This window comes from Lentibacillus salinarum, assembly GCF_042679865.1.
In the GTDB taxonomy this organism is placed as follows: domain Bacteria; phylum Bacillota; class Bacilli; order Bacillales; family Amphibacillaceae; genus Lentibacillus; species Lentibacillus salinarum.
Map to the genome: position 1 here is coordinate 23,689 of NZ_JBHTNH010000006.1, position 14,921 is coordinate 38,609.

16 protein-coding genes are annotated in these 14,921 nt (G+C 45.6%); 2 read left to right on the forward strand and 14 right to left on the reverse strand.

The genetic code is table 11. The features are described 5' to 3' along the window. Nucleotides 1-94 precede the first annotated feature (94 nt). From copZ to ACFQ4A_RS05160, 3 genes are all read right to left on the reverse strand, one after another. Nucleotides 95-301, reverse strand: coding sequence for a copper chaperone CopZ (gene copZ / locus ACFQ4A_RS05150; protein ID WP_382398268.1), 207 nt, complete (start codon nt 299-301; stop codon nt 95-97). A gap of 81 nt (nt 302-382) precedes the next feature. Then, on the reverse strand, nt 383-2,770 hold the full coding sequence (locus ACFQ4A_RS05155) for a heavy metal translocating P-type ATPase (protein WP_382398270.1): 2,388 nt from the start codon (nt 2,768-2,770) through the stop codon (nt 383-385). A 9-nt stretch (nt 2,771-2,779) separates the two neighbouring features. Further along, nucleotides 2,780-3,070 carry a metal-sensing transcriptional repressor gene (locus ACFQ4A_RS05160; RefSeq protein WP_382398384.1) on the reverse strand — a complete coding sequence of 97 codons (291 nt, stop codon included), beginning with the start codon at nt 3,068-3,070 and terminating at the stop codon, nt 2,780-2,782. A 92-nt stretch (nt 3,071-3,162) separates the two neighbouring features. Here ACFQ4A_RS05160 and ACFQ4A_RS05165 point away from each other — a divergent pair, with 92 nt between their 5' ends. After that, complete coding sequence (locus ACFQ4A_RS05165) at nt 3,163-3,456, forward strand: hypothetical protein (protein WP_382398272.1); 294 nt, start codon at nt 3,163-3,165, stop codon at nt 3,454-3,456. 214 nt (nt 3,457-3,670) lie between these two features. Here ACFQ4A_RS05165 and ACFQ4A_RS05170 read toward each other — a convergent pair whose 3' ends face one another. From ACFQ4A_RS05170 to ACFQ4A_RS05210, 9 genes are all read right to left on the reverse strand, one after another. Next, entirely contained in the window at nt 3,671-5,788 is a 2,118-nt protein-coding gene (locus tag ACFQ4A_RS05170; RefSeq protein ID WP_382398274.1) for a heavy metal translocating P-type ATPase, read from the reverse strand. 793 nt (nt 5,789-6,581) lie between these two features. Continuing rightward, nucleotides 6,582-7,151: a class I SAM-dependent methyltransferase gene (locus ACFQ4A_RS05175; RefSeq protein ID WP_382398276.1), complete on the reverse strand. Its 570-nt coding sequence runs from the start codon at nt 7,149-7,151 to the stop codon at nt 6,582-6,584. 65 nt (nt 7,152-7,216) lie between these two features. After that, entirely contained in the window at nt 7,217-7,999 is a 783-nt protein-coding gene (locus tag ACFQ4A_RS05180) for a sulfite exporter TauE/SafE family protein (protein ID WP_382398278.1), read from the reverse strand. Between the two features lie 49 nt (nt 8,000-8,048). Then, the gene (locus ACFQ4A_RS05185) at nt 8,049-8,276 is read right to left on the reverse strand and encodes a sulfurtransferase TusA family protein (protein WP_382398280.1); all 228 of its coding nucleotides are present in this window, start codon (nt 8,274-8,276) and stop codon (nt 8,049-8,051) included. Between the two features lie 71 nt (nt 8,277-8,347). Further along, complete coding sequence (locus ACFQ4A_RS05190) at nt 8,348-9,478, reverse strand: MBL fold metallo-hydrolase (RefSeq protein WP_382398282.1); 1,131 nt, start codon at nt 9,476-9,478, stop codon at nt 8,348-8,350. 20 nt (nt 9,479-9,498) lie between these two features. After that, complete coding sequence (locus ACFQ4A_RS05195) at nt 9,499-9,900, reverse strand: DsrE/DsrF/DrsH-like family protein (protein WP_382398284.1); 402 nt, start codon at nt 9,898-9,900, stop codon at nt 9,499-9,501. A gap of 160 nt (nt 9,901-10,060) precedes the next feature. Further along, a complete protein-coding gene (locus ACFQ4A_RS05200) occupies nt 10,061-10,360 on the reverse strand; it encodes a rhodanese-like domain-containing protein (RefSeq protein WP_382398286.1) in 300 nt (99 codons plus the stop codon). 207 nt (nt 10,361-10,567) lie between these two features. Then, nucleotides 10,568-10,828 (reverse strand): metal-sensitive transcriptional regulator, encoded by a 261-nt coding sequence (locus tag ACFQ4A_RS05205; RefSeq protein ID WP_382398288.1) that lies wholly within the window; start codon nt 10,826-10,828, stop codon nt 10,568-10,570. Nucleotides 10,829-11,162: 334 nt separating this feature from the next. Beyond that, nucleotides 11,163-11,462, reverse strand: coding sequence for a rhodanese-like domain-containing protein (locus ACFQ4A_RS05210; RefSeq protein ID WP_382398290.1), 300 nt, complete (start codon nt 11,460-11,462; stop codon nt 11,163-11,165). A gap of 335 nt (nt 11,463-11,797) precedes the next feature. On the opposite strand from ACFQ4A_RS05210, the gene ACFQ4A_RS05215 reads away from it, so the two are divergent. After that, nucleotides 11,798-13,384 (forward strand): peptide chain release factor 3, encoded by a 1,587-nt coding sequence (locus ACFQ4A_RS05215; RefSeq protein ID WP_382398292.1) that lies wholly within the window; start codon nt 11,798-11,800, stop codon nt 13,382-13,384. Nucleotides 13,385-13,435: 51 nt separating this feature from the next. Here ACFQ4A_RS05215 and ACFQ4A_RS05220 read toward each other — a convergent pair whose 3' ends face one another. Then, entirely contained in the window at nt 13,436-13,738 is a 303-nt protein-coding gene (locus ACFQ4A_RS05220; RefSeq protein ID WP_382398294.1) for a hypothetical protein, read from the reverse strand. Between the two features lie 177 nt (nt 13,739-13,915). Further along, on the reverse strand, nt 13,916-14,812 hold the full coding sequence (gene thpD, locus ACFQ4A_RS05225) for an ectoine hydroxylase (protein ID WP_382398296.1): 897 nt from the start codon (nt 14,810-14,812) through the stop codon (nt 13,916-13,918). Nucleotides 14,813-14,921 lie beyond the last annotated feature (109 nt).

Consider the following 14,921-nt stretch of genomic DNA (forward strand, 5'->3'; position numbering starts at 1 on the left):
TATAAAATATGCATACAGCATATCCCGGTGGTGTCATGTGCTAAAGCGTCATAAAAAAACCGGCTCCCTATTAAAGAGAACCGGTTAGCCTCTATCACACGATGACATCATAGCCTTGCTCTTCTACTGCTTCTCGCATCGCCTCAATGTTGGTTTTAGCATCGTCATATGTGACATCCACTTTGCCTGTACCCAAATTGACTTCAACACCTTGCACACCTTCTAAACCTTCAAGCGCTCCTTTTACGGCACTTTTGCAATGCCCACATGTCATGCCTCTGACATCCAATGTTATTTGCATGATGATATCTCCCCTTTTTTAATAATTAGGCTTTCCAATTTTCTGTGGAGGAAACCGCTCCACAGAAGGAACCTTCCTTCATTAAATCTTAACCCGTTTCAGGCGAAGTGCGTTGGTCACAACACTGACAGAACTCAACGCCATCGCTCCGCCGGCGATCCATGGTGCTAAGAGGCCGATAGCTGCAATCGGGATGCCGGCACTGTTGTAGGCGAAAGCCCAGAATAAATTCTGCCGGATATTTTTGATGGTTGCTTTGCTGATGCCGATCGCTTTTGGAATCAAGAGCAGCTCACCACCAAGAATGGTCACGTCCGCTGCTTCAATCGCAACTTCAGTCCCTGTTCCGATCGCAATACCGATGTCAGCCACGGCAAGTGCCGGTGCATCATTAATCCCATCACCAACCATGGCGACTTTTTTCCCTTCAAGCTGGATCTCTTTTACTTTATCCGCTTTTTCTTCTGGTAAAACTTGTGCGATAACCTGGTCGATCCCAACTTGTCTGGCAATCGCCTGCGCAGTCAGTTCATTGTCGCCAGTCAGCATGATCGTTTCCAGCCCTTGTTCGTGCAGCTGTCTGATCGCTTTAACGGCCGTCTCTTTAATCGTGTCTGCCACCGTGACAATGCCGCGATATTCACCCTCAACGGCTATCAGCATGGCGGTTTTACCATCTGTTTCATAGCTGGCCATGTCATCATTGGCTCCACTGATGGCGACGTTATGTTCGTTCATTAATTTTCTGGTTCCGACCAGTATTTTTTGATCGGCAACAGTTGCTTTGATGCCCCGGCCAGGTACTGCCTCAAACGAATCGGCTTCTGCGATGGCGATATCCTGCTCCGTGGCATACGCAACGATGGCTTCCGCGAGCGGATGTTCCGAACCTTTTTCCGCGCTCGCCAGCAGCCTTAACGTTTCGTCATCACCAGTAAAGTCGGTCACTTCCGGTTTACCTTTTGTAATTGTGCCAGTTTTATCCAAAATCACCGCATCAAGCTGATGGGTCCGCTCCAAATGCTCGCCGCCCTTGAACAAAATACCGGTTTCGGCGGATTTCCCGGTGCCGACCATAATCGACGTCGGTGTCGCCAACCCTAAAGCACACGGGCAGGCGATCACGAGCACAGCGATCGACGCAACCAGCGCCGGTTCAAATGCACCAGGCTGTACGAACGCAATCCAGACAATGAATGTCAAAATGGCAATGCCGACAACAATCGGAACAAAATAACCAGAAATAACATCGGCCAGCCTTTGAATGGGTGCTTTGGACCCTTGGGCATCTTCCACGACTTTCACGATGGAAGCAAGCGCCGTATCCTTGCCGACTTTCGTAGTTTCCATTTCAATCGTCCCATTTTTGTTCATGGTCGATCCGATGACATCCGATTGCACATCTTTTTCAACCGGGAGCGATTCACCGGTGATCATTGATTCGTCAACCGATGTTTTGCCCTTAACAACCGTGCCGTCCACCGGAAATTTTTCCCCCGGTTTAACCATGAGACGATCACCAACTGCTACATCTTCAACCGGGACCATCACTTCATCGCCATTGCGGATGACACGTGCCTGTTTGGCCTGCAGGTCCAGCAGTTTTGACAGCGCGACTGTTGTTTTACTCTTAGCACGCGTTTCCAGGTACTTTCCGAATAAAATAAGCGTAATCAAAATCGCACTCGTTTCAAAATAAAGATGTGGCATATACCCCGGGTTGCCGATTGTTTTCAATGCTTCGTATAAACTGTAGAAATACGCCGCACTCGTACCCAGGGCAACAAGCACATCCATGTTGGCCCCACCATTACGCAAATTTTTATAGGCACCAACGTAAAACTGCCAGCCAATGATGAATTGAACCGGCGTTGCCAAGGCAAATTGGAACCACGGATTCATCAGGATATCCGGGACATTCATACCTAACAAATGGTCAGCCATCGTGATCAACAGCGGAATTGCCAGGAGAGCAGAAATGATGAGTTTCGTTTTCATTCGCTTAATTTGCTTTTCTTTCTGCGTCTGTTTGCCTTCTTGGTCCGCTTTCACCTGGGCGTCATAGCCAAGCTTCTGAATCCGGCCAATAATATCGTCCGATTCCATCAGCCCCGGATTGTATTCCACAGCAGCACTTTCGGTTGCCAGATTAACGCTGGCCAGTTTAACACCGCTCTGTTTATTGAGCACTTTTTCTATCCGATTAGAGCATGCAGCGCACGTCATGCCATATACGTCAAATTCTGCTTTCTCGGTTTGCACGCCATAGCCCAGCTTTTCAATTTTGGCAGATATATCATCAATGGAGGCGGCAGAAGGATCATAGTCAACAGCTGCTTTTTCTGTTGTTAAATTGACTTTCGCTTCGACACCGTCCATTTTATTGAGTACTTTTTCAACCCGGTTCGAGCAGGCAGCACAGGTCATCCCTGTTACACCAAGCGTTGTGTGTTCTGATTCACGCATCATTTATCCCCCCTACTTGGAAAACTGCTTCATGACTTCCATTAACTCTTCGATGGCTTCGTTACCTTCGCCTGATTGGACCGCATCACTGACACAATGCTTCGTATGCCGTTCAGCTACGGAAAATCCGACTTTTTTCAAGGCCGCATTAATCGCGCTAATCTGAACTAAAATATCCACACAATACCGGTCCTCTTCGACCATTTTTTGAATACCCCGTACTTGTCCTTCAATCCGCTTTAGACGATTAACAACAGCTTCTTTCTCATCTTGTGTCCGGGGTGTCACCGGATGGTCATGCATATATTCGCCCAATTGCTCTCCTCCTTTCACCTTCTAATTATAGGGTACCCCCCTTGCGTATATTTGTCAACTTATAAAATCAATCTAAATTGGTGTCAAAAAATAAACGCTACCAATTGTTCAATAATTTGACTTATTTTACCCGGGAAAAATGGAATTTCAGTATTATAATGATCATTGAAGGGACAAACTTTTCTGTCGGTCAGGATGAATATAACGTACCCGCCGGAGCAGAAGTAATGATCTCCCTTGCCAATGAAGAAGAAGGCATCATGGCGATGATATCAACCTGGAAGATGGCGATACAGCAACATTTACACCTGATGAACCGGGTGAATATACCATCTATTGCTCAATTCCATGCGGTAATGGACATAACGAAATGACAACAACATTGGTAGTTGAATAAAATATAGCCGTAAAGAAGCTATTCCAGGGGGGGGAAGCTTCTTTTTGTTTGGCTTTGTTAAAATGACTTGAGAGTTGTTTTGAAGTAAAACGCCAGACTTCAAAACAAAAATGCCAATTAGACTTCAATTCAAATGCGAGAGACTTTAAATCAGCTTTACCGCTCTTTCCTCTTATCCGATGGGTTTTCTCTTATGCCTTTAGCAGCTTGGCATTGATCGCCACAATGATCGTACTCAAGCTCATCAGTACTGCACCAACTGCAGGGCTGAGTACAATGCCGATTGGTGCAAGCACACCTGCTGCGAGCGGAATGGCAACGATATTATAGCCCGCTGCCCACCACAGGTTCTGTACCATTTTGCGATAGGTCTTTCCAGACAGCTCCATTAATGATACAACATCTTTCGGGTTGCTCTTAACCAGTACAACATCGGCGGATTCCATCGCGACGTCTGTTCCAGCACCAATGGCAATGCCCAAATCGGCTGTCGCCAGTGCGGGTGCATCATTGACACCATCACCTGTCATGGCAACTTTCCACCCTTTTCTTATTATTGTCTTGATCTGACCTGCTTTATCGTCAGGTAGGACTTCGGCATATACCTCATCAATTCCCAGCTGCTTTGCGACCCAATCAGCGACTTTTTGGTTATCCCCTGTCAGCATAATTGAATGGATCCCTTCATCTTTAAGTGATGCGACGGCTTCTTTTGCTGTCTCACGGACCATATCTGCAAGGGCAATCATGCCGGCCAGTTCATCGTCCAATAGCAAAAACACGACAGTTTTCCCTTCTTCTGATAATCGTTCAAACGTATTCTGGTCATAAGCCATGTTGTTATTGTTTACATAACCGGGACTGACAACCTTTACGTTTTTTCCATCAATTTTGCCTGCAATGCCTTTGCCGGTGATCGAAGTAAATGCTTCAATCTTTTTCAGCTCCAGATCTTTGTCCTCTGCAGAACTGACGATGCCGGCTGCAATCGGATGTTCCGAATTTTGCTCAAGACTGGCCGCCCAGGTCAGCACGTCATCTTCACCGTATCCTTCCTGTGGTACAATGTTGGTAACACCGAACGCGCCTTCCGTTAAAGTACCGGTTTTATCAAACACAACCGCATCCAACCGTCGTGCCCCTTCAAAATTGGCGCGGTTACGGATAAGCAGTCCCTGTTTGGCCGAAATGGACGTCGACACGGCGATCACCAGTGGCGCTGCCAGTCCAAGCGCATGCGGACATGTGATGACCATCACGGTGACCATCCGCTCAAGGGCAACATCAAAGGAATACCCGAGCATCAGCCAGACAAACAATGTGACAAACCCTGATGCGAGCGCAATGTAAAACAACCATTTGGCAGCACGGTTGGTCAAGTCTTGTGTTTTTGATTTGGATTCCTGTGCTTCCCGTACTAACGTGATGACCTGGGACAGATAGGAATCTTCACCGGTCTTCTCCACTTTTACTTTGATGGACCCTTCTTTATTAACCGATCCACCAATGACTTCATCGCCTTTATTCTTCTCGATTGGAACAGATTCACCGGTCAACATTGATTCGTCAATGGCCGAACTGCCATCGTAAATCGTTCCGTCGACTGGGATTTTTTCGCCTGGTTTAACCAGTACGTTATCGTCATGTGTCAATTCCGATGTTGGGACGTCTGTCACGCTGCCGTTCTCATCAAGCTTATGTGCTTCATTCGGCATGAGTTTAACCAGTTCTTCCAATGCGTTCGATGCGCCCATCACTGACCGCATCTCAATCCAGTGACCAAGCAACATAATGTCAATCAATGTGGCCAGTTCCCAGAAGAAATCACTGCCTTCCCAACCGAAAACGGTCAAAGAACTGTACCCGTACGCAACAAGAATCGCCAGGCCGATCAAGGTCATCATACCCGGGTTTTTATCTTTCAGCTCATTAACACCACCCGTAATGAACGGCCAGCCACCGTAGAAGAATACAAATGTCGCAAGTGCGAACAGAATATATTGATCAAACGGGAAACGCCAGTCGACACCGATAAAATCCTGAATCATTGGTGAGAGAATTAAAATGGGTATGGTGACGATTAAGGCTATATAAAACCTTTTTCTGAAATCACTGACCATATCGCCATGATCGTGGTGATTGTGCCCCTGATGATGGTCATGACTGCCATGATCGTGATTGTGATGATATTCCTCTTTCCGATGCTGATTCTGATCGTGCTCATGATGGGATTCATGGTTAGAGGAATGCTGATTATGATGATTAAGTTCAGCATGCTTGCTTTGATTCTTCTCAAGATCGTTAGTCATTTATGATCCTCCTTTCTGAAACCATACAATAGTTTTCAACATGGCGGCTTTTTTATTACTCTTTTATACGCTTACCCCCATAGGGTAAATGGTAAACATAGAGTCTGCTGAATAGTTAAACGTATTGGCAGGTCTTCGTGCGAATTTAGGGCTGTAACACGTGATTTCTTATTTGTATCAAGAAAAATGGTGATAGGTAACGCTAGTTTGAGTTGGTTCTGCATGAGTTCGAATTGTTCTCTTACGAATTGGGACTGTTCCCGCACGAGTTTGCCTGCCTCTCGCACGAGTTGAGACTGTTTTCGCACGATTTAACGCTGCTGTCTCGCCTCCCCAATCTAAATAGCTATAGACACATAAAAAACACCGGTGCAAAATAGCGCCGGTGTTCCTCTCTTATCGATTTATCTCGCCTTAACGGGCAGCAAGCCCCAACTTGAATATATCATGAAAGCCAGGAAAGGTAAGTGGGGGGCAGCTGCCCGTAAAGGTCCGATTCGGTTCGGGCCTGCACGATGCAGGTCACAAAGGCGTTGCAACAGGACAAGGAAAGCTGCGACAGCGATACATCGCACGAAGAAAAAGTGCTTTCCTTTTTCGAGGACGTTGCGAACTTAGCCTTTGTTCCTTAATACCCAGCGGGAAAAACCGCCCCGCTGAATGAAGTTTCACTTTATCCCGCATGTAACGGACACTAATCCCCCAAAAGACAGGGGATAACCGCCCGTAAATGTCCGATTCGGTTCAACTAACATTCAGCGGGAAAAACCGCCCCGCTGAATGAAGTTTCACTTTATCCTTTTTGCGCTTTAATAGCATAGTGTTCTGAATCCGAATAAAATAGCTCCGTTTCAAACCCATGTTCCTTCAGCATGCTTTCCATTTTTTCAGAAGGAATTCTGATTTCGAGCGGCGGACCGGATTCCGAATCAACAGCCTCCCAGTCCATTAACAGCAGATATCCCCCTGGTTTGAGAATCCGTTTCATTTCCTCGATGGTCCGATCGATACTTCCAACTTCATGAATGACAAATGTATTTAAGACTCGAGTCACTGAATGGTCAGGAAGATTAACATTTTCAAGATCACTCACAACGGATTGAATGTTCCCGATGTTTTCTTTTTCAGCATTCTGGTTGAGCCTTTCAAGCATTTCCGGTTCAATATCTACGGCGTAAACATCACATTCTGTCAGCTTAGCCAGAGGAATTGTAAACAATCCAGGGCCTGCGCCTAAGTCTGCAACCGTATCACCGCTGCTCACGTTCAAATGCACAATTACTTTTTCAGGCTGTAATTGTGCTTTACGTTCGTCGCTCACTAATTTATCCGCGTTTCTAGGATTAAATCGTTTATCTGTCATGAACATCACCTCTTAATAGCTCAATTTCAGTTTACCATTTTTGTTAAATCCACACTAACCATTCGTTAAAAGAAATCCAGCCAGATTTTGACAGCTGTCCCTAGAATCAAGACTGCTAAAATACCTTGCAACACTTTTGTATTGACGCGCTTTCCAGTATTAGCTCCCATCGGGGAAGCAATCAGACTTGCGATAATCATGATGACAGCCGGAGCAAACAGCACTTGCCCCGTCATGACTTTACCAGCAGTGGAACCAATCGACGAAATGAACGTAATCGCAAGTGATGATGCGATGGTCATCCTTGTTGGGATCTTCAATACAAGCAGCATAATCGGAACCAAAATAAAGGCGCCGGCTGCTCCAACGATACCGGCACCAATCCCGGTTACAAATGCTAAAACCGCCGCGAGCCATTTATTAAACGTGACCTGATTAAGCGGGATATCGTCCATTTGCTTCTTGGGAACAAACATCATAACAGCTGCGATAGTGGCCAGCACACCATAAACAAAATTAACACTGCTATCCGCCATAAAACGCGACCCATAGCCGCCGATGAAGCTTCCGATCAAAATGCTGATCCCCATATAAATAATGAGGGTTTTGTTCAAGTAGCCACCTTTCCGATAAGCCCAAACACCACCAATCGTTGCAAACAGCACTTGAACGGCACTAATACCGGAAACTTCGTGGGCTGTGAACGCTGATAAGCCTAATAGGGGAGGGATGTATAAGAGCATCGGATATTTAACGATTGATCCACCGATGCCTACCATACCTGAAATAAACGAACCGACAAAACCAATCAGGAATAGAACAATGATAAAAACGAGACTGTATTCCATATCAACCTTCCCTCCAAAAAGAAGGGGGCCCCTGAATGAGGGGGCTCCGTTACGCTTTTTTAATCCAGAATTTTAGGACGTCGCCTTCTTCTGCTTCATCGACCAGTTCATGGCCGCCGGATTTGGCCCATGCAGTCAGATCACTTTTAGCGCCTTTATCCGTTGCATGCACTTCCAGAATGTCACCTGAATCAATCTCATCAATTGCTTTTTTCGTTTTCACGACTGGCATTGGGCATGCCATACCTTTTGCATCTAATACTTTTGCTGCTTCCATTATAAGTTCCTCCTTTTAAAATCTTGCACTGGGCCTTCCCTCATACCTGAAGGAAGACAACTGCAGAATGATCAACCATGGACGGCACAGCGGTTTGGTCCAATTTCCATTTCGCGTTGTTTTTCGTCCTCCGGATTCATGTTACCCATATTGGTCTGCCGGATATTTTCATATTCGTTCGGCTGCGGTGGCAGATTTTCTGTCACCATCGTACGAAATGCTTGTTCATCATCCACTTGCAAACCCTCGTTGCGCTGATACAAGTCTCCAAGGCGTGCTTTGACACTGCCGTCATCACTCAATTCTTCCACGAATGAATAGTGTGCAGGTAATACGACTAGATCATCAGACAGCTCTTTATACCGGCTGTACAGTGTCTCACGAAGATCGCCCACCCAGTCTTCAGCTTTTCCGGCCAAGTCCGGGCGGCCGATGGATTTGACAAACAGAATATCACCTGTCAGCAAGTACTGATCATCAATGATCAGGGACGTGCTTCCAATCGTGTGCCCTGGTGAATAGAGCGGCTGCACCTTGATGGTTGTGTTGCCGATTGTTACATCATGACCTTCTTCCAATGGCGCATAGTCAAATGTCACGTCACCAGCATCTTTCGGTGGCAAGTGATACGTTCCGCCTGCCTTTTCAGCTAGCAGACGGCCGCCGGAAATATGGTCGGCATGCAAGTGTGTGTCGACAGTATGCTTAATCGCAACCCCTTTTTCCTCAGCAAACCGTTCATAAATATCGGTCATCCGGTTCGGATCAATGACAGCAGCTTCGTTACCCGAGACGACCATATACGACAAGCAGCCCTTGCCGAGGCGGACAAACTGATAAAGACTTCCACCGTCATTCAAGTCAGCTATTTTCATTGGTTCCAGATGTTCACTCCAAGCTTTCATACCGCCTTCCAGATCATAAACATTCGTAAAGCCCTCTTCTTCCATCATCTCGGTGACCATCTTGGAGGAGCCGCCTTTCGCACATACAACAATTATTTCCTGATCTTTATTCAATTTCTCAGCGACAGGATCAATACCGTCCAACAGATTGAAGTAAGGCTCATTGATCACCTCAACGCTATCCCCTTCAATCTTCCAGTCATCAAATTCATCTGTATTCCGAACGTCCAGAATCAATGTCTGTTCACGATTAACGACGCGTTTTGCCAGTTCCTTCGTGGTAATGCTTTGTGACATCATGAACGACCTCCTTATCATTAAAATGTCAGTGAGATATCGGCGTCTTTGGCAAATTCAATAAACGTTGCTGCTCCGCCTACTTCAATACCTTCTACAAAAGCGTCTTTTTCCAAATTCATAACATCCATCGTCATTTGACAGCCAATCATCTTAACGCCCATCTCCTGTGCCATTTCCAATAAATCACTAATGGACGGCACATTCGCTTTTTCAAAACCTTCCTGGAAATGTTCTTTCCCTTCCGGCAGCGGCAAATTCTTGTGCGCTTCCTTATGAATCAGGTTCAGTCCTTCAAATGTGAAGAAAATTCCTACCTCTTTATCAGAAGCTGCAGCTGCGGTTGCAATATTAAATACTTTGTATGCGTCAAACATACCACCATTTGCTGCGATAATAGCGACTCGTGTATTATTTTCCATTGTTTATTCCTCCCAGTTAGATTAATTGTTTTGTTCCGTCAGACCTCTCCATTCGGCCATATCTGATTTTAAAACTTTTTTCTGATCACTCGTGATGCCAAAACACTGCGGCCCGCGTCAATTACGTCATTGGCTGTATTGCCCATGGATGGCTGCCCATTTACTTCTCCACGTCTTCATCCCAAGCAAGCATACCACCATCCACATTGGTCACATGATAGCCTTGTGCTTCCAAAAATTCACTTGCTTTGCCGCTTCTACCACCTGACCGGCAAACCATGTAATAGTGTTTGTCTTTATCAATTTCATCAAGACGATCAGGAACCTCCCCCAGCGGAATGTGTTTAGCACCTGGAATTTTTCCTTGTGCGACTTCATCATCTTCACGGACATCAATGACATGAAGCTTTTCATTGTTTTTTACTTTTTCGGCCAGTTCTTTGGTCGTAACTTTTTTCATAGCCTATTTCCCTCCTGGATCTGTTTTATTTGTCCCCCAAATGTGCCGTTTATAATCGTTGTTACGGGTATGGGCAGGGGTATCAGAGTGTCAAAAAATACTTATACCTGTAAGGGTATAAACGGAAGCGTAAAAAAAGGTTAGCACTATTTATGTGACTTAACCTATTTTCAGGTTGTAAAAGTATAAGCCGTTTGCCAGCCATTTTTATCTGCTTTTGACAAGCAGGTTGACGGCTTCTTTAACAAGGTCTTCCGAATTTTCACCGTTTTGATTCTGTTCACGAATACACTGCTCGAGATTTTGGCTGACAAGAAGTGCTACCGTGCGATCAAGGGCATTACGGACTGCTGTCATTTGTGTAACAACATCACGGCAATCCTTTTCTTCCTCCATCATTTTCAACAGTCCTCTGACTTGGCCTTCAACCCGTTTCACACGGTTTTTAACATCTGCTTCATATTCCATAAGTTTGTCACTCCTTTGATCCCAATGGGGCTACCGGTATACGCGCTTCTCTTCAAAGGGACTATTGTCATAATATACCCCGCATGGTATTTTGTCAAGGTGTTATTCATATCCTCACAGGATGCCGAGATATGATGGGATACTTGACCTAACTTGTGAGAATTTCGGTACAAATATCCCCCATATAATTTCGGGATAAACACGTTAATATGGCGATTTTAAAACCCTGCCCCGCAATTAATCAGCGGGACAGGTTGCAATCGTTAATTATTCTTTTATTGCCTTCCTCGACAATAATCCCTGGAAACCCGGACAATCATCATCACAGCTATGGTTACTCGACGTCGTCGTCCCAGGCCAGCATGCCGCCATCAACATTTGTGACATGATAGCCTTGTGTTTCCAAAAATTCACTTGCTTTGCCGCTTCTGCCACCGGAACGGCAAACCATGTAATAGTGTTCGTCTTTATCCAGTTCGCCAAGACGCTCCGGAACCTCGCCCAATGGGATATGTTTGGCACCGGGGATTTTGCCTTGTTCTACCTCTTCATCTTCCCGAACATCAATAACATTGACGTCGTCTTCTTTGTTTTTCACTTTTTCCGCGAGTTCCTTCATCGTAATTTGTTTCAAACTATGACCTCCACCGTTGAACAATTTGAGTATGACAACTCTAACAATTAGCGTTTGACACGTATCTTAACAAAGATAACCTTAATATGCCAATCTTTGGCCATCGTACCTTGCTCACCCATTCAGTCAACAGCCCACATTTCAGAAACGCAATATAGAATGTTTGACACCCGCTAACCGTGTTTCCGTTTGACGAACACCGGGTAACATGCTATCTTTTGAAAGAATAAGACGACATTTTAAAACGTATTATAAGGAGCATTATACCAATGTAAATCTAAAATCCCCCATCAGCTCACAGTTTTGTTAATATCATAAAATGGAAAGGGATTTTTATGACGACACAGGATCAAGTCAGTAAACGACGAACATTCGCCATTATTTCACACCCGGATGCCGGGAAAACCACCATGACTGAAAAACTACTGTTGTTCGGGAACCTGATTCGTTCAGCCGGAACCGTTAAAGGAAAAAAATCGGGCAAATTTGCCACGTCCGACTGGATGGAAATTGAAAAGCAGCGTGGCATTTCGGTTACTTCCAGCGTAATGAATTTCCCATACAATGGCTATCAAGTCAATATTCTGGACACGCCCGGTCACGAGGATTTCAGTGAGGATACGTACAGGACGTTAACCGCCGTTGACAGTGTTGTGATGATTATTGACGCGACAAAAGGTATTGAGGCACAAACCATTAAATTATTTAAAGTGTGTAAAATGCGCGGGATTCCAATTTTTACCTTCATTAATAAACTGGACCGTGAAGGACGCGAGCCACTCGAGCTGCTTGAAGAAATCGAGGAAGTGCTGGACATTGAGACTTATCCGATGACTTGGCCAGCCGGAATGGGCAAACGGTTCCTCGGCACATTTGACCGCTACGGGGAGCAGTTCATCCAGTACAACGGCAATGAAGAGGAAACCTATATTCCATATGCCGATCTGGACAATCCGGAACATGAAGCATTAGTTTCCGACGGGACCTATCAGGCAGCCAATGACGAGCTGGCACTGGTGGAAGAAGCCGGTGACGAATTTTCACTCGACGCTGTCCTGTCCGGTGATCAGACACCTGTCTTTTTTGGAAGTGCCCTGGCACCATTCGGGGTCCAAACATTTTTCGATACGTTCATTTCGATGGCCCCTGCACCAGCACCAAGAAAGTCAACAGAAGGCGTCATTTCACCGGATAATCCGGACTTTTCCGGATTCATTTTCAAAATCCAGGCAAACATGAACCCGGCTCATCGTGACCGGGTCGCCTTTCTGCGCGTCTGTTCCGGTAAATTCGAACGCGGCATGAGCGTCAAATTGGCACGTACTGGCAAGCCCATCAAACTGGCCCAATCACAACAGTTTGTTGCCTCCTCCCGTGATACGGTTCAAGAAGCATATGCTGGCGACATTATTGGGATTTATGATCCAAACGCCTATCAAATCGGCGACACGGTAGTTGAAGGGAATCATCTATTCGAATACCAAGAGCTGCCGCAATTCCCGCCGGAGCAGTTTCAGCGCGTAACGGCGAAAAACGTGATGAAAGCGAAGCAGTTCAGAAAAGGCATCGAACAGCTCGTCCAGGAGGGCGCGATTCAACTGTATAAACATCACCGTTCCGAATCGTATATTTTAGGAGCCGTTGGTGAACTGCAGTACGAGGTATTTCAGTATCGGATGCGCAATGAATACAATGTCGATGTCGTGCTCGAACCAATTGGTGAGCGGGTGCCACGCTGGCTGAAGCCCGAACAAGTCGACCCATCCATGTACGATGAGCGCAACATGCTTGTCAGGGATCGCTCCGACAATTACGTTGTGTTGTTTAAAAACGAATTTTCCATGAACTGGTTCAAAGACAATCACCCGGATATTGAACTAATCGACCTGTTTGACGTGAATCAGTATGACCAGACAACATGATAGCAGCCGTACGAAATGCACAGAATTTCCATTGCGGGAATCTGTGCGTTTTTATGGAATCAACCCAATTTCCCGAGGCACCTTTTTCAGCTGACTTTTTGTTGATTCTTTCATTCTTCTGTTGATTCCGCCGCTCTTCTGTTGATTCTTTCGTTCTTCTGTTGATTCCGCCGCCTTTCTGTTGATTCTTTCATTCTTCTGTTGATTCCGCCGCTCTTCTGTTGATTCTTTCATTCTTCGGTTGATTCCGCCGTTCTTCTGTTGATTCTTTCGCTCTTCTGTTGATTCCGCCGTTCTTCTGTTGATTCTTTCGTTCTTCTGTTGATTCCGCCGTTCTTCTGTTGATTCTTTCATTCTTCTGTTGATTCCGCCGTTCTCCCCTTGATTCTATCATTCTGCTACGGATGGTCAAATCAATTTTAATGCCATGCAAAAAACGGCCGCCCCAAAAGCTTACCTTTTGAGGCGGCCGCCTAATCGCCAGGATTAAAATCAGGAAAGTTTCCCGGCTGTTTTTATTTATTGTCTGATTCAACTTATGGTCAGGACACCGCTATCTCGTACAGCAATGTATTCCGGGCGTTTTTTGCTGCCCGAGAATGGCTCAACCAGACGATTTTCCACACTATTGTATACCATGAATAAATTGTTGCGCGGATACGGGGTAATGTTGCTCGTTGACCCGTGCATGGTGTTGCATTCAAATAGCGTTATGGAGCCCGCTTTCCCGGTTGGTACGGAAATGCCGCCTCCCTTTTCAGCGAGCCGGCGCAAGCTCTCTTCGTCAGGCACGCCGAATTTTTGTTTTTTCAGTGACTCCTTATAGTTATTGTCAGGTGTTTCCCCTACACAACTGACATAGTAGTTCTGGGACCCCGGTATAAGCATCAGAGGTCCGTTAAATGTATAGTTGTCAGACAAGGCAATCGACAAACTGACTGCTCTCATCCGAGGCATGCCGTCCTCTACATGCCATGTTTCAAAGTCCGAATGCCAGTCAAATTCCTTTCCTTTGAAACCAGGCTTGTAATTAATACGGGATTGGTGTATATAGACATCGCTTCCCAGTAGGTGGTTCACAATGTCCAGTAGCCGCTGGTCGTTTGCAACGTCTTTGAAGTAGTTGTCGTCATGATGCACGTGAAAAATAGAACGGATGTCATCGCTTTCCGGTTCACGGATCACTTTATCGGACGTGACATCTTTATTCGAATCCTGCAATTCAAAAATGGCTTTCTGCATATCTTTAACTTCCTCGTCAGAGAAGAAATTCTCAATCTGCAAAAACCCATTCTTATCATAGGAATCAAGCTGTTCTTTTGAAATAGGGGCCCCTTTATCGTTGGATCGATCCGTGTGTATGACAGGGTCCTTTCGTTCCAAAATTTCCGGCTGGTCCTTTTTTCGCGAAGGATAAAGATCTTCCATTAGAAAAAACACTCCCTATTAAAGTTTTTCACTAAAAAGCTTTATATACTGTTAAGTTCCCTAGTAAGCCGGGAAACTTTCCTGCAATAACGCTTAACGACACCTCGAC

Excerpts from the sequence above, each read along its gene's own strand:
- copZ (WP_382398268.1), bottom strand. The coding sequence starts at position 301 with ATGCAAATAACATTGGATGTCAGAGGCATGACATGTGGGCATTGCAAA.
- ACFQ4A_RS05155 (WP_382398270.1), bottom strand. The coding sequence starts at position 2,770 with ATGATGCGTGAATCAGAACACACAACGCTTGGTGTAACAGGGATGACC.
- ACFQ4A_RS05160 (WP_382398384.1), bottom strand. The coding sequence starts at position 3,070 with ATGCATGACCATCCGGTGACACCCCGGACACAAGATGAGAAAGAAGCT.
- ACFQ4A_RS05170 (WP_382398274.1), bottom strand. The coding sequence starts at position 5,788 with ATGACTAACGATCTTGAGAAGAATCAAAGCAAGCATGCTGAACTTAAT.
- ACFQ4A_RS05175 (WP_382398276.1), bottom strand. The coding sequence starts at position 7,151 with ATGACAGATAAACGATTTAATCCTAGAAACGCGGATAAATTAGTGAGC.
- ACFQ4A_RS05180 (WP_382398278.1), bottom strand. The coding sequence starts at position 7,999 with ATGGAATACAGTCTCGTTTTTATCATTGTTCTATTCCTGATTGGTTTT.
- ACFQ4A_RS05185 (WP_382398280.1), bottom strand. The coding sequence starts at position 8,276 with ATGGAAGCAGCAAAAGTATTAGATGCAAAAGGTATGGCATGCCCAATG.
- ACFQ4A_RS05190 (WP_382398282.1), bottom strand. The coding sequence starts at position 9,478 with ATGTCACAAAGCATTACCACGAAGGAACTGGCAAAACGCGTCGTTAAT.
- ACFQ4A_RS05195 (WP_382398284.1), bottom strand. The coding sequence starts at position 9,900 with ATGGAAAATAATACACGAGTCGCTATTATCGCAGCAAATGGTGGTATG.
- ACFQ4A_RS05200 (WP_382398286.1), bottom strand. The coding sequence starts at position 10,360 with ATGAAAAAAGTTACGACCAAAGAACTGGCCGAAAAAGTAAAAAACAAT.
- ACFQ4A_RS05205 (WP_382398288.1), bottom strand. The coding sequence starts at position 10,828 with ATGGAATATGAAGCAGATGTTAAAAACCGTGTGAAACGGGTTGAAGGC.
- ACFQ4A_RS05215 (WP_382398292.1), top strand. The coding sequence starts at position 11,798 with ATGACGACACAGGATCAAGTCAGTAAACGACGAACATTCGCCATTATT.
- ACFQ4A_RS05220 (WP_382398294.1), bottom strand. The coding sequence starts at position 13,738 with ATGAAAGAATCAACAGAAGAACGGCGGAATCAACAGAAGAACGAAAGA.
- thpD (WP_382398296.1), bottom strand. The coding sequence starts at position 14,812 with ATGGAAGATCTTTATCCTTCGCGAAAAAAGGACCAGCCGGAAATTTTG.